We start from the raw sequence: 24,016 nt of genomic DNA on the forward strand, positions 1-24,016 counted from the left end.
GCTTCGCCTTCAACGTCTTCGGAAACGATCAGCAGTGGACGGCCGGCTTTGGCAACGGCTTCCAGTACTGGCAGCATTTCGCGGATGTTCGAGATCTTTTTGTCGACCAGCAGGATCAGCGGGCTGTCCAGCTCGGCAACCATGGTTTCTGGCTTGTTGACGAAGTACGGGGACAGGTAGCCACGGTCGAACTGCATGCCTTCAACAACCGACAGTTCGTTTTCCAGGCCAGTGCCTTCTTCAACGGTGATCACGCCTTCTTTGCCGACTTTTTCCATGGCTTCGGCAATGATGTCGCCGATGGAGCTGTCGGAGTTGGCCGAGATGGTGCCTACCTGAGCGATTGCCTTGGTGTCAGCGCAAGGCTTGGACAGGTTCTTCAGCTCTTTGACGATAGCGATGGTCGCTTTGTCGATACCGCGCTTCAGGTCCATCGGGTTCATGCCGGCAGCGACGGCTTTCAGGCCTTCGTTGACGATCGACTGAGCCAGAACGGTAGCGGTAGTAGTACCGTCACCAGCGTCATCGTTGGCACGGGAGGCAACGTCTTTGACCAGCTGCGCGCCCATGTTTTCGAAACGGTCTTCGAGTTCGATTTCTTTGGCGACGGAAACGCCGTCCTTGGTGATGGTCGGAGCGCCGAAGCTCTTCTCGATGATCACGTTACGGCCTTTCGGGCCCAGGGTCGCTTTTACTGCGTCAGCCAGGACGTTGACGCCCTTGAGCATTTTTTTACGGGCGGAATCGCCAAACAGAACTTCTTTAGCAGCCATGATCGATATTCCTTAAATACTTTGTAGTAGCGGGAAAATGAACGGGGGTATCAGCCTTCGATAACAGCGAGGATTTCGTTCTCGCTCATTACCAGCAGGTCTTCGCCGTCGACTTTCACTGTGTTGCTGCCGGAGTAAGGACCGAACACAACCTTGTCGCCTTCTTTAACGGACAGTGCGCGCACTTCGCCGTTTTCCAGAGCTTTGCCCGGGCCTACAGCGAGAATCACACCGTGGTTGGCTTTTTCAGCAGCCGAACCTGGCAGGACGATACCGCCAGCGGTTTTCTTTTCTTCTTCGCTGCGACGGATTACGACGCGGTCATGCAGAGGACGAAGCTTCATTGTCGATCTCTCCTAATTGTGGTTTTCATCGGCCGGTGTAGTCCCGGCGGGTTTAACAAATCCGGCCTTCGCCGGTTGCGCCTCGTCAAGCGAGACGCGGAAGACTGACTGGCGCAAATGCCAGAAACCTTTCGGTGACCGATACATAAGGGCGCATAAGCTTATTACAAGGGCGAGGCGAAAAAAATTTCGCGGATTCTGCGGACAAAATCAGCCCCAAACGAACACGGCACCCGAAGGTGCCGTGTCGATGCAGACGTTACTTCGGGTCGCGGTGTTCGAACTCGCCTTCGATCACATCACCCTCGCGGCCCAGAGGCTGACGCGGCGCAGGGCCGCCACGCGGTTGCAGGTCGTCAGCAAAGGCGCGCTGACGCATGGCCTGTTCTTCGGCGCGCTGGCGCATTTTGTTCGCCAGCAGACGACGGGTGAACGGCAGCAGCATGACCAGACCGACGACGTCGCTGATAAAGCCCGGCAGAATCAACAGACCACCGGCCAGTGCCAACATCAGGCCTTCGAGCATGGTTTGCGCAGGCAGTTCGCCGCGGTTCAGGCTTTCACGGGCACGCAGTGCCGTGGCCAGACCGGCGACGCGCAGTACGAACACACCGAACATCGAGCCGACAATGATCAGCAGCAGGGCCGGGAAAAACCCGATAGCCCCTGCCACTTTGACGAATACGAACAGCTCCAGCACCGGAAACAGCAGAAAGAGCAACAGAAAAGGGCGCATCAAAGTTTCCTCAACGCAAGAAATGCCTTGCAGTAAGCCTTAGATGACGTCGGCCTTTCGTGAATTCAAGCGTCGGCCACTTCATTTTTTGGCCAGACCTCGGCGTGAGCCAGAGAAACCAAGGCTTCGCGCACTTGTGTCGGCGTATTACAGGGTGCTGGGAACGGCAGCCAGTACAGCGCCTGACCGATGCGCAGGTGCATGCCTTCGGTGTCGATGCCCGCCAATTGCGCCGGCACGGTTTTCGGCAGACCGGCGAGGTCGACGTAGTGCGCGATGGCTTTGGCGTGGTCGCTGTTCATGTGCTCGACCATGCTGATCTCGCCCTTGCCGGCGAACGGGTTGGCCAGCGTCACTTGATCGATCCAGTGAATCGCGCCGAAACCGCCGATGTAACGATGGCGCACCGGGGTCAGCACCCAGAAATCGAAATCGTGAGCCTTGTGGTAGTTCTGCGAATCCGGGAAGTAGCGGTAGTAACGCTCGGCGGCGGCTTCAATCGCAGCGCCGTCTTCGAGCTTTTGCGCTTCGGCGAGATAGGTCAGGCGACCAACGGCTTGCACGTCGTCGGCTTCACGCTCACCCACCAACAGCGAGCATTTCGGGTCTTTCTGCAGGTTGTGGGTGTGCTGGGCGATGCGGCTGATGAGGATCAGCGGGCGGCCCTGCTCGTCGAGGCAGTACGGCACCACGGAGCCAAACGGAAAACCGGGCATCGATTTGGAGTGCGTCGACAGCACTCCACGGTATTCCTTGAGAAGCAATTCTCGGGCATTCTTGGCCACTTCAACGCTCAATTTATGACTCCTTAAATAGAATCCGTCGAAAAAACGGACAGGCGCCCGGAAGAAAGTTTCGGTCACGCCATCGAGCAATTCTCATGTGCAAACCAGCCACGGCCGGTGCAGATCGGGAGTCGCTAACAATAAAAACTACTCAGACCTGCTATCGGGGCATGCGAATGCAACTCAACGACAAAGTAATCATTATCACTGGCGGTTGCCAGGGTTTGGGCCGCTCCATGGCCGAGTATTTCGCTGGCAAGGGCGCGAAGCTTGCGCTCGTCGACCTCAATCAGGAAAAACTCGACGACGCGGTCGCGGCGTGTAAAGCCAAGGGCGTCGAGGCGCGCAGCTATCTGTGCAACGTCGCCAATGAAGAACAGGTCGAGCACATGGTCGCTCAGGTGGCCGCCGATTTCGGTGCGATTCACGGCCTGATCAACAACGCCGGGATCCTCCGTGACGGCCTGCTGTTGAAGGTCAAGGACGGCGAGATGACCAAGATGAGCCTGGCACAGTGGCAGGCCGTGATCGACGTCAACCTGACCGGCGTGTTCCTGTGCACCCGTGAAGTGGCGGCGAAAATGGTTGAGCTGAAGAACAGCGGCGCGATCATCAACATCTCGTCGATCTCGCGGGCGGGCAACGTTGGCCAGACCAACTATTCGGCGGCCAAGGCTGGTGTGGCAGCGGCGACGGTGACCTGGGCTAAGGAATTGGCGCGTTACGGGATTCGTGTGGCAGGGATTGCGCCGGGTTTCATTGAAACCGAGATGACCCTGGGCATGAAGCCGGAAGCGCTGGAGAAGATGACTTCGGGGATTCCGCTCAAGCGCATGGGCAAGCCGGAAGAGATCGCGCATTCGGCGGCGTATATCTTCGAGAACGACTACTACACCGGGCGGATTCTGGAGATGGACGGCGGCCTGCGTATCTAACCCACACCGCAAAACCAACTGTAGGAGTGAGCCTGCTCGCGATTGCGGTCATTCATTCAACAAATCTGTTGAATGTTATTCCGCTATCGCGAGCAGGCTCACTCCTACAGGGTTCGTGTTTCAGGTCATTAATCGTCGCTGATGGTGATGTTCGGCATCGCCGGCGATACCGCTTCCTGCAACACAATCCGCGCGCCAACGTGGCGGGCCAGTTCCTGGTAAACCATGGCAATCTGGCTGTCCGGCTCGGCGATCACCGTTGGCTTGCCGCCATCGGCCTGTTCTCGGATCAGCATCGACAACGGCAGCGAAGCCAGTAGCTCAACGCCGTACTGCGTCGCCAGTTTCTCACCGCCGCCCTCACCGAACAGATGCTCGGCATGCCCGCAGTTCGAGCAGATGTGCACGGCCATGTTTTCCACCACGCCCAGCACCGGAATGTTGACCTTGCGGAACATTTCCACGCCTTTGCGCGCGTCAAGCAGGGCCAGATCCTGCGGCGTGGTGACGATCACCGCACCGGCCACCGGAACCTTCTGCGCCAGGGTCAGCTGGATATCGCCGGTGCCTGGCGGCATGTCGATGACCAGATAATCCAGATCGCCCCACGCGGTTTGCGTGACCAGTTGCAGCAACGCGCCGGAAACCATCGGGCCGCGCCAGACCATCGGCGTGTTGTCGTCGGTGAGGAACGCCATCGACATGACTTCGACACCGTGGGCCTTGAGCGGCACGAACCACTTCTGATCCTTGACCTCTGGGCGGGTACGCTCGGGGATGCCGAACATGATGCCTTGGCTCGGGCCATAGATATCGGCGTCGAGAATACCGACCTTGGCGCCTTCACGGGCCAGCGCCAGCGCGAGGTTGGCGGCGGTGGTCGACTTGCCCACACCGCCCTTGCCGGAGGCCACGGCAACCACATTCTTGACGTTGGCCAGGCCCGGGATCTGCGCCTGCGCCTTGTGCGCGGCGATCACCGTGTTGACTTCAACCCTGGCAATCACCACGCCGTCGAGGTTTTCGATGGCCAGTTGCAGCAATTGCGCCCAGCCGCTCTTGAACAGACCGGCGGCGTAACCGATTTCCAGCTGCACATTGACGCGATCACCGACGATCTCGATGTTCTTCACGCAACCGGCGCTGACCGGATCCTGGTTCAGGTAGGGGTCGGTGTATTGGCTGAGGACGGCTTCCACCGCTGCGCGAGTGACGGCGCTCATGGGCAACTCCGATAACAAGACTGGGAAAAGATGGTGGGTATCGTACGCTGGACACCGATTTGAGGCGAACAGATTACTTGAGCTGGAAAACCATTGTGGCGAGGGGATTTATCCCCGCTGGGTGGCGAAGCCGCCCCAAAATCGCAAAGCTCGGTGTATCAGGTAGACCGAGCTCTCTGGTTTTACGACTGCTGCGCAGCCGGACGGGGATACATCCCCTCGCCACAAATGCACTCAAAGTACCCAGCGGCGCAGGGGTGAAAAATATGCGCCAGCGCTTTATAGTGGCCGACCTCCGTTTCATCAAGTAGCGAAGCCCCACATGTCCGAACCACGCAAGATCCTCGTCACCAGCGCCCTGCCCTACGCCAACGGTTCGATTCACCTTGGCCATATGCTGGAATACATCCAGACCGATATGTGGGTGCGCTTCCAGAATCATCGCGGCAATCAATGCATCTACGTCTGCGCCGACGACGCCCACGGTTCGGCGATCATGCTGCGCGCGGAAAAGGAAGGCATCACCCCGGAACAACTGATCGCCAACGTGCAGGCTGAACACAGCGCCGACTTTGCCGAGTTCCTGGTTGATTTCGACAACTTCCACTCCACTCACGCCGAAGAAAACCGTGAGCTGTCGAGCCAGATCTACATCAAGCTGCGTGACGCCGGGCACATCGCTCAACGCTCGATCACCCAGTATTTCGACCCGGAAAAGAAAATGTTCCTGGCCGACCGCTTCATCAAGGGCACTTGCCCGAAATGCGGCACCGAAGACCAGTACGGCGACAACTGCGAAAAATGCGGTGCGACCTACGCCCCGACTGATCTGAAGGATCCGAAGTCGGCGATCTCTGGCGCCACCCCGGTGCTCAAGGATTCCCAGCACTTCTTCTTCAAACTGCCGGACTTCCAGGAAATGCTGCAAACCTGGACCCGCAGCGGCACCCTGCAAGACGCCGTCGCCAACAAAATCGCCGAATGGCTGGACGCTGGCCTGCAACAGTGGGACATCTCCCGCGATGCGCCGTACTTCGGTTTCGAGATTCCGGGCGAGCCTGGCAAGTACTTCTACGTGTGGCTGGACGCGCCGATCGGCTACATGGCCAGCTTCAAGAACCTGTGCGACCGCACGCCGGAGCTGGATTTCGACGCGTTCTGGGCCAAGGACTCCAGCGCCGAGCTGTACCACTTCATCGGCAAGGACATCGTCAACTTCCACGCACTGTTCTGGCCAGCCATGCTTGAAGGCGCGGGTTACCGCAAGCCGACCGGCATCAACGTACATGGCTACCTGACCGTCAACGGCCAGAAGATGTCCAAATCCCGCGGCACCTTTATCAAGGCCCGCACGTATCTGGATCACCTGTCGCCGGAATACCTGCGCTATTACTACGCGGCCAAACTCGGTCGTGGCGTCGATGACCTCGATCTGAACCTGGAAGACTTCGTGCAGAAGGTCAATTCCGATCTGGTCGGCAAGGTCGTCAACATCGCCAGCCGTTGCGCCGGATTCATTCAAAAAGGCAACGCCGGCCTGTTGGTCGACAACAACGCTGCGCCAGAGCTGACCGAGGCTTTCCTCGCCGCCGCGCCAAGCATTGCCGATGCCTATGAAGCCCGCGACTTCGCCCGCGCCATGCGTGAAATCATGGGTCTCGCCGACCGCGCCAACGCCTGGATTGCCGACAAGGCGCCGTGGTCGTTGAACAAGCAGGAAGGCAAACACGATGAAGTCCAGGCGATCTGTGCCACCGGCATCAACCTGTTCCGCCAACTGGTGATCTTCCTCAAACCGGTGCTGCCGCTGCTGGCCGCCGATGCCGAGGCGTTCCTCAACGTCGCCCCGCTGACCTGGAACGATCACGCGACCCTGCTGGCCAATCATCAACTGAACGAGTTCAAGCCGTTGATGACCCGCATCGACCCGGTAAAAGTCCAAGCCATGACCGACGCCTCGAAAGAAGACCTGACCGCCAGCCAGACCGACACCGGTGCCGCCGCCCCTGCGGGCAATGGCGAACTGGCCAAGGATCCGCTGTCGGCGGAAATCGACTTCGACGCTTTCGCTGCGATCGACCTGCGCGTCGCGCTGATCGTTAAAGCCGAACACGTGGAAGGTGCCGACAAGCTGCTGCGCCTGACCCTGGATATCGGTGACGAGCAACGCAACGTGTTCTCGGGCATCAAGAGCGCTTATCCGGATCCGTCCAAGCTCGACGGCCGTCTGACCATGATGATCGCCAACCTCAAGCCACGGAAAATGAAGTTCGGTATTTCCGAAGGCATGGTCATGGCGGCTGGCCCTGGCGGTGAAGAAATCTACCTGCTGAGCCCTGACAGCGGCGCCAAGCCGGGTCAACGCATCAAGTAACACTCGGCGGTGAATCGATCCCACAGGCGTGCCCGGCATGCCTGTGGGATTTTTCATATCTGGCCGGATAATGCCTAACCTTAAGAGACAGCCGCCCGTTTCGCTGGCAGAACCATGACCGAACTTGTGCTTACGCTCATCAGTGCTGCGCTGCTCAACAACTTCGTGTTGCACTGGCCGCTGGGCGTCGATCCGCTGTTGGCGGGGAGTCGTCGGCAGGTGCATGCGCTGGGGCTGGCGACGTTGTGTCTGATGTTGATCGTCGGCGTCATCGGTTACGCGATCTGGCATTGGCTGCTGGTGCCGCTGCAACTTGAGGCGCTGCGCCTGTTCGTGTTTCTGCCGGTGAGCGTGCTGCTGATCGCACCGCTGTTGAAACTGTTGGCGCGCTGGCGGCCGAATTTGCCTTTCGAAGGGTTATGGCCGCTGTTGTTGGGCAATGCCGGTGCGCTTGGACTGGCGCTGATCAATGCGCAAAACGATCAAGGCCTGCTGCACGCGACAGCGCTGAGCCTCGGCGCCGGGCTGGGTTTCTGGCTGGTGCTGAGCCTGTTCTGCGATTTGCGTGAGCGCACCGCCGACAACGACATTCCCCTGCCCTTTCGCGGCTTGCCGATCGACTTGATCGGCGCCGGATTGATCGCAGTGATTTTTCTCGGATTCAGTGGACTGATCAAAACATGAGTCTGATTCAACGCATCGATGCGCTTCTGCCGCAGACCCAATGCGGCAAGTGTGGCCATCCCGGATGTAAACCCTATGCGCAAGGCATCGTTGACGGCGAGCCGATCAACAAATGCCCGCCCGGTGGCGATGAAACCATCGCAGCGTTGGCCGAGCTGTTGAAAGTGCCGGTGCTGGAACTCGATATCAGTCGCGGTTCGGCGCCGCCGCAAGTCGCCTATATCCGCGAAGCCGAATGCATCGGCTGCACCAAGTGCATTCAGGCCTGCCCGATCGATGCCATCGTCGGCGCGGCGAAATTGATGCACACGGTGATCATCGATGAATGCACCGGCTGCGACCTGTGCGTCGCGCCGTGCCCGGTGGATTGCATTGAAATGCATCCTTTGCCTTTGAGCACGTTGCCGGTGGTCGGCGGCTTGGCCTTCAGTCTTGAAGAACAACGTGCGCGCGCGGCCAAACGCGATCACGCGCGCCTGCGATTCGAGCGCCGCAATGACCGATTGCTGCGCGAAGAACAGCAAAAGCAGGCCGAACGTGAAGCACGCGCCAAACGTGCTGCTCAGCCTGAGGCGACCGCGTCGGATCCAGTGCAGGCTGCGCTGGAGCGCGTACGCGCCCAGAAAACCGCGACCGCCGATGCCGCACTGAAAAAAGCCAAGATCGATGTGGCGATGAGCCGTGCGCAACTGCACAAATCGCTGAAAGCTTTCGGCCATCCGCCGACCTTCGAGCAACAGTCGCAATTGATCGTGCTCCAGCAACAATTTGAAGCGGCGGAACAGGCCTTGGCGCAACTGGAAAGCAGCGCCCCGGCAGTTGCAGCACCGGCCCCCGCTAAAGATGCTGACCTGAAGCGCGCGAAAATCCAGTTGGCGATGCGCCGCGCCGAGCTGAAAAAAGCGCAAACCGCCGAAGCATCACCGGAGCAGATCGCCGCACTGGAACACGCACTGCGCGACGCCGAGCAGGCCTTGCACGACGCCGAAGCCACAAGCGATCAACCAGTGCCTGACTTGGTGCGCGTCGAAAAACGCCCGATCGACAGTCAACTTCGCCAGCTAAAAACCGAATTGGCCTACGCCCGCGCCGATCTCAACAAACTCGAACGCCGCGCCGACACGCCCGACGACATCCTCGACAAGGCCCGCGCCCGCCTGCAAACCGCCGAGCGCCAGGTGCAAGACCATGTCGCCCCTTGAGGCACCCGACGAGCGCCTGCAACAAGCGATGAAGCTTGTGCTGCTGGCCCTGCTGCCGGCGCTGCTGGCGTTGTTCTGGTTGTACGGTTGGGGCGTGTTGATCAACCTGATTCTGGCTGTTACCACGGCGTTGATCGTCGAGGCGATTGCCACTCGACTGCGCCGTCAGCCCTTACAGCCGACGCTGAGTGATGGCAGCGCGATCGTCAGTGCAACATTACTCGCCGTCGCGCTGCCGCCCTATTGCCCGTGGTGGCTGACGGTGACGGCGGTGGCTGCGGGGCTGTTGTTCGGCAAGCATTTGTACGGCGGTGTCGGCAAAAATCCGTTCAACCCGGCGATGCTCGGTTTTGCTTTGGCGATGGTGATGTTTGCACAGCCGATGACTCATTGGCCGGCCCATGGCTTGGATCTGACGACAAGCTTTCAACAGGTTTTCTACATCGGTCAGGCGCCGGACGCCTGGGTGCAGGCCACCGCACTGGACAGTCTGCGCATCAACAAAAGCCTGACCATGGATGAGCTGTTCGCCAGTGATTCGGCCTTCGGGCGTTTCGGCGGTCGCGGCGTGGAATGGGTGAATCTGGCGTTTTTCGCCGGCGGGCTGTTTTTGCTGCAGCGGCGAGTGATCGCCTGGCACGCGCCGGTCGGCATGCTCGCCAGCCTTTTTGTGATCAGCCTGCTGTGCTGGAACGGATCGGGATCGGACTCCCATGGATCGCCGCTATTTCACCTGCTCAGCGGCGCGACCATGCTCGGTGCGTTCTTCATCATCACCGAACCTGTCTCGGGTGCCAGAACGGCGCTTGCCAGACTGCTGTTTGGCCTCGGCGTCGGCCTGCTGACCTATCTGATTCGCACGTGGGGCGGTTACCCCGATGGCGTCGCGTTTGCCGTGCTGTTGATGAACCTTTGCGTGCCGGCGCTGGAACGGTTTGCCGCTAGCCGTCAGCCACAGGTGAGCCCATGAACCGCACGGGCAGCGCATTGACGTTATTGCTGTTGGCGGTGATCGGCATCGGCACGACGTATCTGCTGCAACGCAACAGTGCTCCGCAGATTGCTGCCGAACAACGTTTGGCCGACAACCGCAAACTGCTCGACGTGCTGCCCGCCGACAGCTACGACAACCAACCGCTGGAACAGCCGCTTCCGCTGACCGATATGGGGCTGAGCCACAGCACGCTTACAGCGGGTTACCGTGCAACCAGGAATGGCCAGACCGTTGCAGTGTTACTGCGCAATCAGACCGAAGGTTACGCCGCTGCCATCGAATTGCTGATCGCCATCGATACCAACGGCAAATTGCTCGGCGTGAAAACCCTCAAGCAAAACGAAACCCCGGCACTCGGCGGGCCCATTGGCGACTGGCCGAACAGCTGGCTGCAAACGTTCACCGGCAAATCACGCGGCGAACCGAATGACGCTGGCTGGGCATTGAAAAAAGATCAGGGGCAATTCGACCAAATGGCCGGGGCGACCATTACTTCCCGCGCAACCATCAACGCGATCCACGATGCATTGCGCTACTTTGACGAGCATCGAAGCGCATTGCTGGGGAGCGAACCATGAGCCTGTCCAACTCACTGATGCTGGTGCTATTGCTGGGCACCACCGTTTCTTTGGCCGGTGCGTTGGGCACGATGTTGATGTTCGTCGTTGTGGTCGGCATTTATGCTTTGGGCATGTCACCGCTGCGTTCGCGCCTGACAGATGGAAGTGCCTTGCTGGCCGGTGTGTTGCTTGCTGCAACGTTGGCCAGTTGTGCCGATCTATTGGCGCAACGCTGGTTCCTGGCGTGGCATCAGTCGTTCGGCCTTTATGGCGGATTGATCGCCTTGCAGTGCGTGGTGCTCGAGCGCAACGGCTTCTTCCGCCAACCGCTGGCGCAGCGCTTCAAGCTTTGCGCATTGTTTGGCGGTTTGATGCTGGTGCTCGCCGCGCTGCGTGAACTCATCGGGCAGGGAAGCCTTGGCCGTGGGTTGTCCGCGCATGGCTCAGGTCTTGTTTTATTCGGCGAAGGGCTGCATCTGGCAACCCTGGTGCCTGGCGCCTTTATTGTATTGGGGCTGCTGCTCGCGGCCCGTCAGGCGTGGACGCGCCCGAACTCTATTTCCAAGGAAACGCATCGCCCATGAATGCTGCAAAACGTCTTGAGATCTTTCGCCGACTGCATGAAGACAATCCCGAGCCGAAGACTGAACTGGCCTACTCCTCGCCCTTCGAACTGCTGATTGCGGTGATTCTTTCGGCGCAGTCGACAGACGTCGGCGTCAACAAGGCCACGGCGAAACTGTTCCCGATCGCCAATACGCCCGCCGCCATTCACGCCTTGGGCGTCGAAGGCCTGTCCGAATACATCAAGACCATCGGCCTCTACAACAGCAAGGCGAAAAACGTCATCGAGACCTGCCGCATGCTGGTCGAACTTCATGGCGGTGAAGTCCCACAGACCCGCGAAGAGCTCGAAGCCCTGCCCGGCGTTGGCCGTAAAACCGCCAACGTGGTGCTCAACACCGCGTTTCGCCAATTGACCATGGCCGTCGACACGCACATTTTCCGCGTCAGCAACCGCACCGGCATCGCCCCCGGCAAAAATGTGGTTGAGGTGGAAAAGAAGCTGATGAAATTTGTACCCAAGGAATTCCTGCTCGATTCCCATCACTGGCTGATTCTTCACGGACGCTATGTGTGTCTGGCCCGCAAGCCGCGCTGTGGCAGCTGTCGAATCGAAGATCTGTGCGAATACAAAGCCAAAACCTCCGACGATTGACTGGCTATTGGGTTTATCGATTCGTCGATTGAAAAAATCTTTTTTACCCGCCGCAGGAATGTCGATATAAGGAGCGCCAAAGGCCCCTCTTAGCCTGGAGTTAACCTATGAGTACCAGCAAAGAGCAACTGGAAGAAGCTGACGAAGATTTTGTGGCCGCGGACGCTGATGATGCCGAACCGGTAGTCGAGGTCGCCAAGACCAATCTGAGTAAACGCCGCACCATCGATAACCTGCTGGAGGAGCGCCGACTGCAAAAGCAATTGGCCGAGTACGATTTTGATGACTGACACTTGAAAGCCTCCCGAAACGGAGGCTTTTTACTTTCCACTGGTCGCTGAATTCGATCGCCCATGATTACGTCAACGTTGGTCATGCTCAGACCAGTCCGTTGCGTTGCGCCAGCTCGATGAGGTCAACCAGTGAGCGAGCATTGAGTTTCAGCAATAAACGGGTCTTGTACGTACTGACCGTTTTATTGCTCAAAAACATGCCGTCGGCGATCTCCTTGTTGGTTTTGCCCCGCGCCAACTGTTGCAACACCATCATCTCTCGTCCGGAAAGGCGATCGACCATATCGGCTTCACTGGCATTGCCCAGACTGGTACGCACGGTATGCAGCGCTTGATTCGGAAAATAACTGTAACCGGAGAGTACGGCTTTGATGGCGCTGAGCAACTCCGTCAGATCCTGTTGTTTACACACATAACCCGCCGCGCCCGACTGCATGCAACGCATGGAGAAGTGTCCGGGAGCCTGTGAGGTCAGCACCAGAACCTTCATCGGCATGGCCACCGAACTTAGCCGTGCAATAACTTCCAGGCCGTCCAGTTTTGGAATTCCAATGTCCAGAATCACGATATCCGGCATTTGTTCGCGCGCCAGTTGCAATGCATCGACACCATTATCGGTTTCAGCAATCACTTCGTAGCCATGACGCTCCATCAGCATACGTACCGCGAGACGAATGACGGGGTGATCATCCACGATCAGCACTTTATTCATGGGCAGGTCCAATTTCGCTGTTCGATTTTTAGAGCCCGCACAATAGCCTAGTCAATTCGCTCGTGGCACAGCGCAGTTCTCTTGCACTTGCAGCGCAAGACATTCCCTACAACCAATGAGGATTATTCCTACAAGAAATACACTTGCTGCTATCGAATGGGCTGTACGTGCATTCCTCGCTTCATTCAGGCGCGTTTTAACCCGCTGATATTTTTAGTACAAAATTTTCATACAGATCCGTTGCCTGCCCCAAAAATACGCCGCCGTCCAAGCCATTGGGCATGCGGATACAGCTCTGAAAAGCTGCTTGCTCTCGCGCCTCAGAGAATATCGGCAACTAACTTCGCTTTGCAAAAAATCTGAAACAAGACACTTCTACCCACACAGCAATTTTTAATATAAACATTAAAGCCGCAAAACTTTAACCACACACTTAATCAAATCAGCGACCTCAAAATCAATAGAGCCAACGCCATGCGGAACTTTAAAAAGAAAATCTCCAACCCAATGACGATTATCGCGATCTTCGCGTTTATTTCGGAAACTTCCGCAGCGGTATCACTACCCTTTCTGGATAACAATGAGCGTGAAATTTACATATGGTTTTTAATCAGCTTTCCATTTTATTTGTTGTTTTTGTTTTTTATTACCCTGAACTTCAACTACCGATCGCTTTACGCGCCGTCTGACTTCGACAAGGATGATAACTTTCTGAAAGCGTTTGAAGACCTTAGATCCGGCGACCATCAACTCGATCCTCTTTCGAAAACGTCCGAGCGTACCGGCAACGTACCCGATCCACCCACTCCCAGCGATTGGGCGACGCCGCCGTGGATCGAACATCACGTGCATTTGCCCAAACCCATGAACGCGCTGCGGGTTATTGATGTACGACCGATGAACAGCAAGGCGCAATTCGATCAGTTGCAGGCAAGTCTGACAGTCACCAGCAGGCCATTGGTAAGGTTCATGGTATTTCTGACTGATCCCGCGTCAGAGGCCTTGCTCAAGCAAATAAGGCTCAGCCCCGGCAAACAGACGAAAAAAGGCACAGCGAACACGCTCTACATCGCCTACAACGTCAGCCAGCAGATCACGACAATTTTGAGAGGAGATTAAAAGGCGGGCGAATATCGTGAAGAACACAGATAACGCAAAAAGCAGGAAGGGTTTGAACAGTGGCAGCCTTGTCGCGATGACAAGGCTGCCCTTTCATTCCAGGCCCGAGGGGCTTAGAACAGCTTGCGGCCCTTGTTGGCAGCAATACGCATGCGCAGCGCGTTGAGCTTGATGAAGCCCGCCGCGTCGGCCTGGTTGTAAGCACCGCCGTCCTCTTCGAAGGTTGCGATATTGGCATCGAACAGCGAATCGTCGGACTTGCGGCCAGTGACGATCACGTTGCCTTTGTACAACTTCAGACGCACAACACCGTTCACGTTGACCTGCGACGCGTCGATCATCTGTTGCAGCATCAGACGCTCAGGGCTCCACCAGTAACCGGTGTAGATCAGGCTGGCGTACTTCGGCATCAACTCGTCTTTGAGGTGAGCGACTTCGCGATCCAGGGTGATCGATTCGATGGCGCGGTGAGCGCGCAGCATGATGGTGCCGCCCGGGGTTTCGTAGCAGCCACGGGATTTCATGCCGACGTAACGGTTTTCAACGATGTCGAGACGACCGATGCCGTGCTCGCCGCCGATCTTGTTCAGCGTTGCCAGAACAGTGGCCGGGGTCATTTCGACGCCGTCCAGCGCAACGATGTCGCCGTTACGGTAAGTCAGTTCCAGATACTGCGGTTTATCAGGAGCGTTCTCCGGGGAGACGGTCCATTTCCACATGTCTTCTTCGTGCTCGGTCCAAGTGTCTTCCAGCACGCCGCCTTCATAGGAGATGTGCAGCAGGTTGGCATCCATCGAGTACGGGGATTTCTTCTTGCCGTGACGCTCGATCGGGATCGCGTGCTTCTCGGCGTAGTCCATCAGCTTCTCGCGGGACAGCAGATCCCACTCACGCCAAGGGGCAATCACTTTTACGCCCGGCTTGAGCGCGTAGGCACCCAGCTCGAAACGTACCTGGTCGTTGCCCTTGCCGGTGGCGCCATGGGAAATGGCGTCAGCGCCGGTTTCGTTGGCGATTTCGATCAGACGTTTGGCGATCAGCGGACGTGCGATGGAGGTACCCAGCAGGTACTCACCTTCGTAAACGGTGTTGGCGCGGAACATCGGGAACACGAAATCACGCACGAATTCTTCGCGCAGATCGTCGATGTAGATTTCTTTGACGCCCATGGCCTGAGCCTTGGCGCGGGCCGGCTCGACCTCTTCGCCTTGACCGAGATCAGCGGTGAAAGTCACCACTTCACAGTTATAAGTATCCTGCAGCCACTTGAGGATCACCGAAGTGTCCAGGCCGCCGGAATACGCCAGAACGACCTTGTTTACGTCCGCCATGCCATCACTCCACGGGGTTCTACGGAAAGCCGAGGAGTCTACCGCCCAAACGCGATAATTTACAGAGGCGCGACAGCTTAAGACGACAAAGCGACAGAATCTGTCGAGAGCGCGACGATGACCGGCGGGTCAGGAAGTTGCTGCAGTGCTCGCAGGTGTACTCGCTTGCGGCGCCGGAGCTGCGGTCGGCGTGACCCGCGCAAGGTGCACATTGACCCGGCGGTTCTTCGCCCGGTTCGCCGCACTGGTGTTGGGCACCACCGGATACTGCTCACCGTGGAAACGCACGGTGATCTGCGACTCTTGAATGCCATTGGCCTTGAAGTAGTCGACCACCGCCAGCGCCCGGCGGCGCGACAGTTCACGGTTGGTCAGACGGTTGCCGCTGTTGTCCGAGTGGCCGTCGAGCTCAATGTGATTCACCGTCGGGTCAGCCTTCATATATTCCAACATGACCGCGAGTTTGGCTTTGGCGGCGGCGTCGAGATCGGTGCCTTCGCCGGGAAAACCGATTTGCGACTGTTTAACCTGATCGAAATTCTGCGGCAACAATTTCGCCACGCAGGTTTGATAGTCGTTAAACGCTTTGCTGAATTTGACTGGCAACAGGCGCACTTCCGAGACCCGACCATCACCCGACGCGCGACGCACGACCGGACTGCGACCGTCCAGCAGACCGCTGATCAAACCACCGGCCTGGGACTGCGAACTGTTAAACAAGACATTACCGCTGCCAATCCTGACGCTGCCCAGATTGATATCGCCGCGTCCCGGCTGCCATGGCGCCGCCGCTGCGAGCAACGTCGCCGAACCGCCGCCCAGCATGGCGTTGTAGGCGTTCAGACGGAATATCGCCTGCTCGCCGGCCTTGCGCACGAACTCACCCGAGCCGAAATCTGTAATTGGCTGTGTCAGGCGGCATTCGAACTTGTCGCCGGCGACCGTCCACTCAATGTTCTCCAGACGTGTCTGGTACGTGAGCGCCATCGCGGGGAGGCTGGCAAACACACTGAGCAAGGCTAAATAACGCTGGCGCACGGGAGGCTCCATTGGCTTCTGAAACACAAAGACCGATTCACACGATGTTTACGGCATACCTACGGGATATCGGAAGGTTCCCGCAAAACTTGATAGCGAGTGCCTGCAAGAGTCTTTTCCGGTAGCATTCGCCTCAGTTTGACCCGCCTGGAATCCCCTCATGTCCGACCGCCTGACCCTGCTGCGTCCCGACGACTGGCACATTCATCTTCGCGATGGTGCCGTGTTGACCAATACCGTTGCCGATGTTGCGCGCACTTTTGGCCGCGCGATCATCATGCCCAACCTGGTACCTCCGGTGCGCAACGCCGCTGAAGCCGACGGCTATCGCCAGCGGATTCTCGCTGCCCGCCCGGCCGGCAGTCGCTTTGAGCCGCTGATGGTGCTGTACCTCACCGACCGCACCCAGCCCGAAGAAATTCGTGAAGCCAAGGCCAGTGGTTTTGTCTACGCCGCCAAGCTGTACCCGGCCGGCGCAACCACCAACTCCGACTCCGGCGTGACCAGCATCGACAAGATTCTGCCGGCGATCGAAGCCATGGCCGAAGTCGGCATGCCGCTGCTGATCCACGGTGAAGTCACCCGTGGCGACGTCGATGTGTTCGATCGCGAAAAGATCTTCATCGATGAGCACATGCGCCGCGTGGTCGAGCGTTTCCCGACACTGAAAGTGGTGTTTGAACACATCACCACCGCCGACGCCGTGCAGTTCGTCAACGAGGCTTCGGCCAACGTTGGTGCCACGATCACCGCGCACCACTTGCTCTACAACCGCAACCACATGCTGGTGGGCGGGATTCGGCCGCACTTCTACTGCCTGCCGATTCTCAAGCGCAATACCCATCAGGAAGCCCTGCTCGACGCCGCCACCAGCGGCAGCGCGAAGTTCTTCCTCGGCACCGATTCGGCACCGCACGCCCAGCACGCCAAGGAAGCCGCTTGCGGCTGCGCCGGCTGCTACACCGCGTACGCCGCCATCGAAATGTACGCCGAAGCCTTCGAACAGCGTAACGCCCTGGACAAACTCGAAACTTTCGCCAGCCTCAACGGCCCGCGCTTCTACGGCCTGCCGGCGAACACTGATCGCATCACCCTGGTTCGTGAAGAATGGACCGCCCCGACCAGCCTGCCCTTCGGCGAGCTGACCGTTATCCCGCTGCGCGCCGGTGAAAAACTGCGCTGGCGCCTGCTGGAGGAACACGCGTGAGTGAAGACCATTTCGACGACGAACTGGACGGTCAAAGTGGCGGCGGCGGTTCCCGTCACCCGATGGCAGCACGCTTTCGCGGCTACCTGCCGGTTGTCGTCGACGTAGAAACCGGTGGCTTCAACTCGGCCACCGACGCGTTGCTGGAGATTGCTGCGACCACCATCGCCATGGATGAAAAGGGCTTTGTTTACCCGGACCACACCTACTTCTTCCGCGTTGAGCCGTTCGAAGGCGCCAACATTGAAGCAGCAGCGCTGGAGTTCACCGGGATCAAGCTCGATCACCCACTGCGCATGGCCGTCAGCGAAGAAACCGCGCTGACCGACATCTTCCGTGGCATTCGCAAAGCGCTGAAGGCCAACGGCTGCAAGCGTGCGATTCTGGTTGGCCATAACAGCAGCTTCGACCTCGGCTTCCTCAACGCTGCGGTCGCGCGTCTGGACATGAAGCGCAACCCGTTCCACCCGTTCTCCAGCTTCGACACCGCGACACTGGCCGGTCTGGCCTACGGTCAAACCGTACTGGCGAAAGCCTGTCAGGCAGCCGACATCGACTTCGACGGCCGTGAAGCGCACTCCGCGCGTTACGACACCGAGAAAACCGCTGAGCTGTTCTGTGGCATCGTCAACCGCTGGAAACAGATGGGCGGCTGGGAAGATTTCGACGACTGATCCTCGTTGAGTAAATCCCTCGCATAAAAAAAACCGGCCACTTGGGCCGGTTTTTTTGTTAATGCTTATAGAGCTTAAATTCTCGATCAATCCACACGACGTAAAACACCCGATGGTTCTTGTAACCCACCATCGCTACACGCTCGAAAGCCCGAAACACCAACAACCTGACATCACCTGTTAAAAAAGCAGGTATCCCCACTTTCAGGCTGTTTCTCTCAATTGTTTCACATCCATACCGATGCCTATGCTCCTTGCGCAATTCTCTCCAAGGCATCTTTCCCAGGATCCTGAGACGCTCAAGCATTTTCGACCGTTCGACGGCCTCACAATCCTGAATGCACCAGCCATTCTGCAAATACTCAAATGAGAAAACCGGAGGTCGGGCTTCCGATGAGTCCATTTCGATTGTGGACGTCCGTGCCGTTACTATCACCGCCGCATCGCGTTCCCTGCGTTTGAACTTGGCCATTTTTCAGTTCACCAAATGCTCCCGGAAATACTCCTGCATCTCGCAGGCGGGAATTTCTCGGCTGAACTCCCCTTCCTTGAAATTTCTACGCCATGGAGCCTCTTCATGCGTCAACTGACGCAGTTTCCACGCCGAGAATTGGCCATAAACGTCGAACACTTCGTTGAGCAGAGTTTGTTGTTTCGTACTGAAAACATCGGGATTGAAATCACTTGGAGGAGGAATGGCACTCGATCCAAATTGGCTGAATCTTCGATACAGATCCGGAACCACTGGCCCGTGCATCCACGCTTCCAGCTTTTCAGGGAAGAGAGCCTCGCCATGGACTGCCAGACTGAACCCTTGCGCGTAATAAACCATTTTTTGAATCTTGAGATTGGAGATCTCGCCCTCATGCCCTTCCAGGCAGAGGAAATAATCCGCAACGTCCAAGCTACTCGGCATTTGAATCCCCTTCTGCATCATGCAATCCATTGCACCGTCCTTACTGAAGTGAGGCGCGATTCAGGCCAGGGCAATCGCCCTCTTCACCCGTTATCGCTCGACCATCACCCTATCCAACCACTGTTCAGTCATCCAGTATTTTTTCCCGGGCATTTGAAACAAATAATGCCGAGAGATTGCTGCTCACAATCCCGAGCATAAAAAAACCGGCCACTAGGGCCGGTTTTTTTGTACCTCGACGTTGCGCCTTACAGGGCAGCAGCGTTCTCGGTCAGGTATGCCGCAACGCCTTCTGGCGAAGCGTTCATGCCTTTGTCGCCTTTTTTCCAGTTGGCAGGGCAAACTTCGCCGTGCTCTTCGTGGAATTGCAGAGCGTCGACCAGACGGATCAGCTCTTCCATGTTACGGCCCAGCGGCAGGTCGTTGATGATCTGCGAGCGGACAACGCCTTTGTCGTCGATCAGGAACGCGCCACGGAACGCTACGCCGCCTTCGGATTCAACGTCGTAAGCCTTGGCGATGTCGTGCTTCATGTCGGCAGCCATGGTGTATTTCACCTGGCCGATGCCGCCATTGTTCACTGGAGTGTTGCGCCATGCGTTGTGAGTGAAGTGCGAGTCGATCGACACAGCGATCACTTCAACGTTGCGGGCCTTGAAGTCAGCCATGCGGTTGTCCAGAGCGATCAGCTCGGACGGGCAGACGAAGGTGAAGTCCAGTGGGTAGAAGAACACCAGGCCGTATTTGCCTTTGATGGCCGAAGACAGGGTGAAGCTGTCAACGATCACGCCATTGCCGAGTACGGCCGTGACGGTGATGTCAGGGGCTTGTTTGCCTACGAGTACGCTCATTGATATCTCCTGGTGTAGAAACTTGAAGTTCAGGGTTTGCGCCAGCCTGCCATCCTCAGACGACAGCCCTGTGACACGAACCCCCTTCGCAAGGGCCGACCATCATACACTGCGAATTTGGCCTGTCCTTAACGGTTTTTTAAAGCAGGCGCAGAACCGTGCTGCATTTACAGGGCCAGGCAAATAGCCAGCAAATACCGTTCGTCAGTCGTAGCTGTTAATCCGCTGAAGCGGTCGGAAAGCACTTTGACAATCATTCTCGTTAACATTAAGATCCATCGCAATTGAGTCACAACCAGCGACGGTTCTCACTTATGTATGTTTGTCTCTGCACTGGCGTCACCGACGGACAGATCCGCGAAGCGATCTATGAAGGTTGCTGCAGCTATAAAGAAGTTCGTCAGGCCACCGGCGTCGCCAGCCAATGCGGCAAATGTGCCTGCCTTGCCAAGGAAGTCGTTCGCGAAACCCTGACCAAGCTGCAAACCGCCCAGGCCGCGATCCCCTATCCGGTAGAATTTACTGCCGCGTAATAACACCCCATTTCAAAGAACCGGACTTATGTCCGGTTTTTTTATGCCTGTAAATCAATTGCTTAGGCTCCAGACGCGGAACACAAACATTCTTATTCCGATTAATTTTTATATATTATTCAATAACTTAGGTTTGACACTTATAAATACGAAGCTCAAACTCTGCCGTATATACAGCGAATACAGGGCAGGACTCCGATCATGAAAGGCGACATTACAGTCATCCAGCATCTCAACAAGATCCTTGCCAATGAGCTGGTCGCGATCAATCAGTACTTCCTGCATGCGCGCATGTATGAAGATTGGGGTCTGAACAAGCTTGGCAAGCACGAATACAAAGAATCCATCGACGAGATGAAGCACGCGGACAAGCTGATCAAGCGCATCCTGTTCCTCGAAGGCCTGCCGAACGTGCAGGACTTGGGCAAGCTGCACATCGGCGAGCACACCCAGGAAATGCTGGAGTGCGATCTGCGTATCGAGAAGACCGGCCACGCTGACCTGAAAGCTGCGATCGCACATTGCGAAACCGTCGGTGACTTCGGCAGCCGTGAACTGCTCGAAGACATTCTTGAATCCGAAGAAGAACATATCGACTGGCTGGAAACCCAACTGGGTCTTATCGGCAAAGTCGGTCTTGAGAACTATCTGCAATCGCAGATGGGCGAAGAGTAGGAGCTGCCGCAGGCTGCGATCTTTTTAGATTGCACCGGCAACTCGCAATAACTTTTCGGACGCACTAAAAAGCCCCGCCCTCTTTCGAGGTGCGGGGCTTTTTATTGGCTTTTCTGTAGGAGCATGGCTCGCCAGCGAAGAAAGCGCCGCGGTGCTACAGACACACCGCGTTATCGTTTTTCGCGAGCAAGCTTTGCTCCTACAACAAAAGCATCAGGCTTCGGACTTGTTCGCCGCTGCCGCTTCAACAGCCGACTTGATGGTGGTTTGCAGCGAACCGTCTGCAGCCATCTCGGTCATGATGTCGCTACCGCCGACCAGCTCACCGCCAACCCACAGTTGTGGGAAAGTCGGCCAATTGGCGTACTTAGGCAGGTTGGCGCGGATTTCCGGGTTCTGCAGGATGTCCACGTACGCAAACTTTTCGCCACACGCCATGACAGCCTGCGCAGCTTTCGCGGAGAAGCCACACTGTGGGGCATTCGGCGAGCCTTTCATGTAAAGCAGAATGGTGTTGTTGGCAATCTGCTCTTTAATCGTTTCGATGATATCCATGGAGCACCTCGGCTGAACTTTCCGACTCACGGGTCGGCACGGTGACGCATTGTAACGGAATCCCGAGCGCCATGCTCGGTCTCCCCGACGGTCACGTTCAAGCCGCCGCCACGGTGACCGGCACGCCGTTCAACGCGGCATTCCCGGACAATTCGTCGAGCTGGCACTCATCGGTCAGGTCATTGGCGCTCGAACCTGGCTGGCCACTGGCAATCGTCATCTGCACACCCGGGCGCGCATGGCCCCAACCGTGCGGCAGGCTGACCACGCCTTTCATCATGTCCAGACTGCCGAGCACTTCCACTTCAATCTGCCCGACCCGCGAACTGACGCGCACCCACTGACCATCGTTGAGCCCACGACTGGCGAGATCGTCCGGATGCATCAGCAACTGATGGCGCGGCTTGCCTTTCACCAGCCGGTGATAGTTGTGCATCCACGAATTGTTGCTGCGCACATGTCGGCGGCCAATCATCAACAACTCGTCGGCGGCCGGAGCTTGCAGCGCGGCAAACCGTGCGAGGTCAGCGAGGATCTCTGGCGGCGCGGCCTGCACGTGCTGGTTCGGCGTTTTCAGGCGCGGCGCCAGATTGGCTTTCAACGCGCCCAGATCAATGCCGTGAGGATGAGCGAACAGTGTCGCCAACGAGAGTTTATGCTCGGAGGCCTCACCGTACATGCCCATCCGCAAACCCATATCAATCATCTTCGCCGGCGGCATGGTCGGTTTCAGCTCCTTGCCGGTTTTCTCGGCGAAGGCTTTGGCCAGACCGACAAAGATCTCCCAGTCATGCAGCGCGCCCTCAGGCTTGGCGAGGATCGCGCGGTTGAAGCGAGTGACATTACGCACCGCGAACAAGTTGAACGTGGTGTCGTAGTGATCGTTCTCCAGTGCCGACGTCGACGGCAGGATCAGGTCGGCGTAACGCGTGGTTTCGTTGATATAAAGGTCAATGCTGACCATGAACTCCAGGCCATCCAGCGCCTGCTCCAGTTGCCGCCCGTTCGGCGTCGACAACACCGGGTTACCCGCCACAGTAATCAGCGCGCGGATCTGGCCCTCGCCTTCGGTGAGCATCTCTTCGGCCAGTGCCGAGACCGGCAGCTCTCCGCCGTATTCAGGACGCCCGGAAACACGGCTTTGCCACTTATTGAAATGCCCGCCCGACGTCGACGCCACCAAGTCCACGGCCGGCTCGGTGCACAGCGCACCACCCACCCGGTCGAGGTTACCGGTAACCAGATTGATCAGTTGCACCACCCAGTGGCACAGAGTGCCGAAGGCTTGAGTCGAAACGCCCATCCGGCCATAGCAAACCGCACTCGGCGCGGCAGCAAAATCACGCGCCAGTTGGCGGATCTGCTCGGCGGGAACGGCGCACAGCGGGCTCATGGCCTCGGCGGTGAACGTCTCCACCGCAGCGCGCACGTCGTCCAATCCATCGACCGGCAAATGACTGTCGCGGGTCAGGTCTTCACTGAACAATGTGTTGAGCACACCAAACAACAATGCGGCATCGCCACCGGGGCGCACGAACAAATGCTGATCGGCCATCGCCGCCGTTTCGCTGCGCCGTGGATCAACGACCACGACTTTACCACCGCGTGCCTGGATCGCTTTTAAACGTTTTTCAACATCTGGCACCGTCATGATGCTGCCGTTAGAGGCCAGCGGATTGCCGCCGAGGATCAACATGAAATCGGTGTGATCGATGTCTGGAATCGGCAGCAGCAAGCCGTGGCCGTACATCAGATAGCTGCTCAGGTGATGCGGCAACTGATCGACCGAGGTCGCCGAGTAGCGATTGCGCGTTTTCAGCAATCCAAGGAAATAATTGCTGTGGGTCATCAGCCCGTAGTTATGCACGCTCGGGTTGCCTTGATAGACCGCCACCGCGTTCTGGCCGTGACGCTCTTGAATCGCCGCCAGTTTCTCGGCCACCAGCGCAAACGCCTCGTCCCAGTCGATCGGCAACCATTCGCTACCCACGCGGCGCATCGGCTGACGCAGGCGATCCGGATCATTCTGGATGTCTTGCAGCGCGACAGCTTTGGGGCAGATATGGCCACGGCTGAAGGTGTCGAGCGCATCACCCTTGATCGAGGTGATCGCCACGTGGCCATCGGTTTCAGTGGTCTCGATGGTCAGGCCGCAGATGGCTTCACACAGGTGGCAGGCACGGTGATGGAGAGTCTTGGTCATGGCCAGTCTCTGTCTTGTTCTGGGCGGGCAATGACGCCCGCGGGAACAAAACTATGGCCCCGTCGCGGGTCAGGCGCCAG

At 57.7% G+C, this 24,016-nt stretch carries 27 protein-coding genes; 14 read left to right on the forward strand and 13 right to left on the reverse strand.

Annotation, left to right across the window (positions count from 1 at the left end; translation table 11 throughout):
* From groEL to ACIOMO_RS19760, 4 genes are all read right to left on the reverse strand, one after another.
* The coding region (gene groEL, locus ACIOMO_RS19745) for a chaperonin GroEL (protein ID WP_401243041.1) at window positions 1-773 on the reverse strand (773 nt) is incomplete at its 3' end.
* 50 nt (window positions 774-823) lie between these two features.
* On the reverse strand, window positions 824-1,117 hold the full coding sequence (locus ACIOMO_RS19750; protein ID WP_007916610.1) for a co-chaperone GroES: 294 nt from the start codon (window positions 1,115-1,117) through the stop codon (window positions 824-826).
* 259 nt (window positions 1,118-1,376) lie between these two features.
* On the reverse strand, window positions 1,377-1,853 hold the full coding sequence (locus ACIOMO_RS19755; RefSeq protein WP_212546271.1) for an FxsA family protein: 477 nt from the start codon (window positions 1,851-1,853) through the stop codon (window positions 1,377-1,379).
* A 65-nt stretch (window positions 1,854-1,918) separates the two neighbouring features.
* Window positions 1,919-2,650: a HugZ family protein gene (locus ACIOMO_RS19760; RefSeq protein WP_053123387.1), complete on the reverse strand. Its 732-nt coding sequence runs from the start codon at window positions 2,648-2,650 to the stop codon at window positions 1,919-1,921.
* Window positions 2,651-2,814: 164 nt separating this feature from the next.
* Between ACIOMO_RS19760 and ACIOMO_RS19765 the strand changes: the two genes are divergently transcribed.
* On the forward strand, window positions 2,815-3,573 hold the full coding sequence (locus ACIOMO_RS19765; protein ID WP_053123391.1) for an SDR family oxidoreductase: 759 nt from the start codon (window positions 2,815-2,817) through the stop codon (window positions 3,571-3,573).
* 128 nt (window positions 3,574-3,701) lie between these two features.
* Here the strand turns inward: ACIOMO_RS19765 and apbC are convergent, their stop codons facing one another.
* Window positions 3,702-4,796: an iron-sulfur cluster carrier protein ApbC gene (gene apbC, locus ACIOMO_RS19770; RefSeq protein ID WP_159815386.1), complete on the reverse strand. Its 1,095-nt coding sequence runs from the start codon at window positions 4,794-4,796 to the stop codon at window positions 3,702-3,704.
* Window positions 4,797-5,118: 322 nt separating this feature from the next.
* Here apbC and metG point away from each other — a divergent pair, with 322 nt between their 5' ends.
* The 8 genes from metG to ACIOMO_RS19810 all read left to right on the forward strand — a co-directional run bounded on the left by metG (window position 5,119) and on the right by ACIOMO_RS19810 (window position 12,119).
* Window positions 5,119-7,170, forward strand: a complete 2,052-nt coding sequence (metG, locus tag ACIOMO_RS19775; RefSeq protein WP_401243045.1) for a methionine--tRNA ligase — start codon at window positions 5,119-5,121, stop codon at window positions 7,168-7,170.
* 114 nt (window positions 7,171-7,284) lie between these two features.
* Window positions 7,285-7,854 (forward strand): electron transport complex protein RnfA, encoded by a 570-nt coding sequence (locus ACIOMO_RS19780; protein ID WP_282355497.1) that lies wholly within the window; start codon window positions 7,285-7,287, stop codon window positions 7,852-7,854.
* Window positions 7,851-9,056 carry an electron transport complex subunit RsxB gene (gene rsxB, locus ACIOMO_RS19785; RefSeq protein ID WP_401243047.1) on the forward strand — a complete coding sequence of 402 codons (1,206 nt, stop codon included), beginning with the start codon at window positions 7,851-7,853 and terminating at the stop codon, window positions 9,054-9,056. Before ACIOMO_RS19780 ends, rsxB begins: the two co-directional genes overlap by 4 nt.
* The gene (locus tag ACIOMO_RS19790) at window positions 9,043-10,026 is read left to right on the forward strand and encodes an RnfABCDGE type electron transport complex subunit D (protein ID WP_401243050.1); all 984 of its coding nucleotides are present in this window, start codon (window positions 9,043-9,045) and stop codon (window positions 10,024-10,026) included. The genes rsxB and ACIOMO_RS19790 overlap by 14 nt, the downstream gene beginning before the upstream one ends.
* Window positions 10,023-10,628 (forward strand): RnfABCDGE type electron transport complex subunit G, encoded by a 606-nt coding sequence (locus ACIOMO_RS19795; protein ID WP_401243053.1) that lies wholly within the window; start codon window positions 10,023-10,025, stop codon window positions 10,626-10,628. Before ACIOMO_RS19790 ends, ACIOMO_RS19795 begins: the two co-directional genes overlap by 4 nt.
* Window positions 10,625-11,194, forward strand: coding sequence for an Rnf-Nqr domain containing protein (locus tag ACIOMO_RS19800; RefSeq protein WP_401243056.1), 570 nt, complete (start codon window positions 10,625-10,627; stop codon window positions 11,192-11,194). The genes ACIOMO_RS19795 and ACIOMO_RS19800 overlap by 4 nt, the downstream gene beginning before the upstream one ends.
* Complete coding sequence (gene nth, locus ACIOMO_RS19805; RefSeq protein ID WP_159815393.1) at window positions 11,191-11,829, forward strand: endonuclease III; 639 nt, start codon at window positions 11,191-11,193, stop codon at window positions 11,827-11,829. The genes ACIOMO_RS19800 and nth overlap by 4 nt, the downstream gene beginning before the upstream one ends.
* A 107-nt stretch (window positions 11,830-11,936) precedes the next feature.
* Window positions 11,937-12,119: a PA3496 family putative envelope integrity protein gene (locus ACIOMO_RS19810; protein ID WP_212546280.1), complete on the forward strand. Its 183-nt coding sequence runs from the start codon at window positions 11,937-11,939 to the stop codon at window positions 12,117-12,119.
* A gap of 88 nt (window positions 12,120-12,207) precedes the next feature.
* Here the strand turns inward: ACIOMO_RS19810 and ACIOMO_RS19815 are convergent, their stop codons facing one another.
* Window positions 12,208-12,834 carry a response regulator transcription factor gene (locus ACIOMO_RS19815; protein WP_053123410.1) on the reverse strand — a complete coding sequence of 209 codons (627 nt, stop codon included), beginning with the start codon at window positions 12,832-12,834 and terminating at the stop codon, window positions 12,208-12,210.
* 474 nt (window positions 12,835-13,308) lie between these two features.
* On the opposite strand from ACIOMO_RS19815, the gene ACIOMO_RS19820 reads away from it, so the two are divergent.
* Window positions 13,309-13,953: a hypothetical protein gene (locus ACIOMO_RS19820; protein WP_053123412.1), complete on the forward strand. Its 645-nt coding sequence runs from the start codon at window positions 13,309-13,311 to the stop codon at window positions 13,951-13,953.
* 113 nt (window positions 13,954-14,066) lie between these two features.
* Here the strand turns inward: ACIOMO_RS19820 and ACIOMO_RS19825 are convergent, their stop codons facing one another.
* A complete protein-coding gene (locus ACIOMO_RS19825; protein WP_053123414.1) occupies window positions 14,067-15,284 on the reverse strand; it encodes an argininosuccinate synthase in 1,218 nt (405 codons plus the stop codon).
* A gap of 129 nt (window positions 15,285-15,413) precedes the next feature.
* Window positions 15,414-16,322, reverse strand: a complete 909-nt coding sequence (locus ACIOMO_RS19830) for an OmpA family protein (protein ID WP_400650510.1) — start codon at window positions 16,320-16,322, stop codon at window positions 15,414-15,416.
* A 160-nt stretch (window positions 16,323-16,482) separates the two neighbouring features.
* On the opposite strand from ACIOMO_RS19830, the gene pyrC reads away from it, so the two are divergent.
* On the forward strand, window positions 16,483-17,529 hold the full coding sequence (gene pyrC, locus ACIOMO_RS19835) for a dihydroorotase (RefSeq protein WP_401243062.1): 1,047 nt from the start codon (window positions 16,483-16,485) through the stop codon (window positions 17,527-17,529).
* Window positions 17,526-18,203 (forward strand): ribonuclease T, encoded by a 678-nt coding sequence (gene rnt / locus ACIOMO_RS19840; protein WP_007916667.1) that lies wholly within the window; start codon window positions 17,526-17,528, stop codon window positions 18,201-18,203. Before pyrC ends, rnt begins: the two co-directional genes overlap by 4 nt.
* A 58-nt stretch (window positions 18,204-18,261) precedes the next feature.
* On the opposite strand, the gene ACIOMO_RS19845 is transcribed toward rnt, so the two are convergent.
* The 3 genes from ACIOMO_RS19845 to ACIOMO_RS19855 all read right to left on the reverse strand — a co-directional run bounded on the left by ACIOMO_RS19845 (window position 18,262) and on the right by ACIOMO_RS19855 (window position 19,970).
* Window positions 18,262-18,675, reverse strand: a complete 414-nt coding sequence (locus ACIOMO_RS19845; RefSeq protein WP_042704962.1) for a hypothetical protein — start codon at window positions 18,673-18,675, stop codon at window positions 18,262-18,264.
* Window positions 18,676-18,678: 3 nt separating this feature from the next.
* Window positions 18,679-19,149, reverse strand: a complete 471-nt coding sequence (locus ACIOMO_RS19850) for a Panacea domain-containing protein (protein ID WP_007916669.1) — start codon at window positions 19,147-19,149, stop codon at window positions 18,679-18,681.
* A gap of 218 nt (window positions 19,150-19,367) precedes the next feature.
* Entirely contained in the window at window positions 19,368-19,970 is a 603-nt protein-coding gene (locus tag ACIOMO_RS19855; protein ID WP_401243067.1) for a peroxiredoxin, read from the reverse strand.
* Window positions 19,971-20,284: 314 nt separating this feature from the next.
* Here ACIOMO_RS19855 and ACIOMO_RS19860 point away from each other — a divergent pair, with 314 nt between their 5' ends.
* Window positions 20,285-20,503, forward strand: coding sequence for a bacterioferritin-associated ferredoxin (locus ACIOMO_RS19860; protein ID WP_003227725.1), 219 nt, complete (start codon window positions 20,285-20,287; stop codon window positions 20,501-20,503).
* Window positions 20,504-20,704: 201 nt separating this feature from the next.
* Window positions 20,705-21,178 (forward strand): bacterioferritin, encoded by a 474-nt coding sequence (gene bfr, locus ACIOMO_RS19865; protein WP_042560739.1) that lies wholly within the window; start codon window positions 20,705-20,707, stop codon window positions 21,176-21,178.
* A 213-nt stretch (window positions 21,179-21,391) separates the two neighbouring features.
* Here the strand turns inward: bfr and grxD are convergent, their stop codons facing one another.
* Entirely contained in the window at window positions 21,392-21,733 is a 342-nt protein-coding gene (grxD, locus tag ACIOMO_RS19870; protein ID WP_007916674.1) for a Grx4 family monothiol glutaredoxin, read from the reverse strand.
* Window positions 21,734-21,830: 97 nt separating this feature from the next.
* Entirely contained in the window at window positions 21,831-23,936 is a 2,106-nt protein-coding gene (locus ACIOMO_RS19875; protein ID WP_401243070.1) for a molybdopterin oxidoreductase family protein, read from the reverse strand.
* Window positions 23,937-24,016: the final 80 nt, after the last annotated feature.

This window comes from Pseudomonas sp. NPDC087804, assembly GCF_044742965.1.
Lineage (GTDB): Bacteria > Pseudomonadota > Gammaproteobacteria > Pseudomonadales > Pseudomonadaceae > Aquipseudomonas > Aquipseudomonas rustica.

What these genes read in the sequence shown, in the direction of transcription:
- ACIOMO_RS19750 (WP_007916610.1), bottom strand. Translation starts at nt 1,117, where the DNA reads ATGAAGCTTCGTCCTCTGCATGACCGCGTCGTAATCCGTCGCAGCGAA.
- ACIOMO_RS19755 (WP_212546271.1), bottom strand. Translation starts at nt 1,853, where the DNA reads ATGCGCCCTTTTCTGTTGCTCTTTCTGCTGTTTCCGGTGCTGGAGCTG.
- ACIOMO_RS19765 (WP_053123391.1), top strand. Translation starts at nt 2,815, where the DNA reads ATGCAACTCAACGACAAAGTAATCATTATCACTGGCGGTTGCCAGGGT.
- apbC (WP_159815386.1), bottom strand. Translation starts at nt 4,796, where the DNA reads ATGAGCGCCGTCACTCGCGCAGCGGTGGAAGCCGTCCTCAGCCAATAC.
- metG (WP_401243045.1), top strand. Translation starts at nt 5,119, where the DNA reads ATGTCCGAACCACGCAAGATCCTCGTCACCAGCGCCCTGCCCTACGCC.
- ACIOMO_RS19780 (WP_282355497.1), top strand. Translation starts at nt 7,285, where the DNA reads ATGACCGAACTTGTGCTTACGCTCATCAGTGCTGCGCTGCTCAACAAC.
- rsxB (WP_401243047.1), top strand. Translation starts at nt 7,851, where the DNA reads ATGAGTCTGATTCAACGCATCGATGCGCTTCTGCCGCAGACCCAATGC.
- ACIOMO_RS19790 (WP_401243050.1), top strand. Translation starts at nt 9,043, where the DNA reads ATGTCGCCCCTTGAGGCACCCGACGAGCGCCTGCAACAAGCGATGAAG.
- ACIOMO_RS19795 (WP_401243053.1), top strand. Translation starts at nt 10,023, where the DNA reads ATGAACCGCACGGGCAGCGCATTGACGTTATTGCTGTTGGCGGTGATC.
- ACIOMO_RS19800 (WP_401243056.1), top strand. Translation starts at nt 10,625, where the DNA reads ATGAGCCTGTCCAACTCACTGATGCTGGTGCTATTGCTGGGCACCACC.
- nth (WP_159815393.1), top strand. Translation starts at nt 11,191, where the DNA reads ATGAATGCTGCAAAACGTCTTGAGATCTTTCGCCGACTGCATGAAGAC.
- ACIOMO_RS19810 (WP_212546280.1), top strand. Translation starts at nt 11,937, where the DNA reads ATGAGTACCAGCAAAGAGCAACTGGAAGAAGCTGACGAAGATTTTGTG.
- ACIOMO_RS19815 (WP_053123410.1), bottom strand. Translation starts at nt 12,834, where the DNA reads ATGAATAAAGTGCTGATCGTGGATGATCACCCCGTCATTCGTCTCGCG.
- ACIOMO_RS19820 (WP_053123412.1), top strand. Translation starts at nt 13,309, where the DNA reads ATGCGGAACTTTAAAAAGAAAATCTCCAACCCAATGACGATTATCGCG.
- ACIOMO_RS19825 (WP_053123414.1), bottom strand. Translation starts at nt 15,284, where the DNA reads ATGGCGGACGTAAACAAGGTCGTTCTGGCGTATTCCGGCGGCCTGGAC.
- pyrC (WP_401243062.1), top strand. Translation starts at nt 16,483, where the DNA reads ATGTCCGACCGCCTGACCCTGCTGCGTCCCGACGACTGGCACATTCAT.
- ACIOMO_RS19845 (WP_042704962.1), bottom strand. Translation starts at nt 18,675, where the DNA reads ATGGCCAAGTTCAAACGCAGGGAACGCGATGCGGCGGTGATAGTAACG.
- ACIOMO_RS19850 (WP_007916669.1), bottom strand. Translation starts at nt 19,149, where the DNA reads ATGGATTGCATGATGCAGAAGGGGATTCAAATGCCGAGTAGCTTGGAC.
- ACIOMO_RS19855 (WP_401243067.1), bottom strand. Translation starts at nt 19,970, where the DNA reads ATGAGCGTACTCGTAGGCAAACAAGCCCCTGACATCACCGTCACGGCC.
- ACIOMO_RS19860 (WP_003227725.1), top strand. Translation starts at nt 20,285, where the DNA reads ATGTATGTTTGTCTCTGCACTGGCGTCACCGACGGACAGATCCGCGAA.
- bfr (WP_042560739.1), top strand. Translation starts at nt 20,705, where the DNA reads ATGAAAGGCGACATTACAGTCATCCAGCATCTCAACAAGATCCTTGCC.
- grxD (WP_007916674.1), bottom strand. Translation starts at nt 21,733, where the DNA reads ATGGATATCATCGAAACGATTAAAGAGCAGATTGCCAACAACACCATT.
- ACIOMO_RS19875 (WP_401243070.1), bottom strand. Translation starts at nt 23,936, where the DNA reads ATGACCAAGACTCTCCATCACCGTGCCTGCCACCTGTGTGAAGCCATC.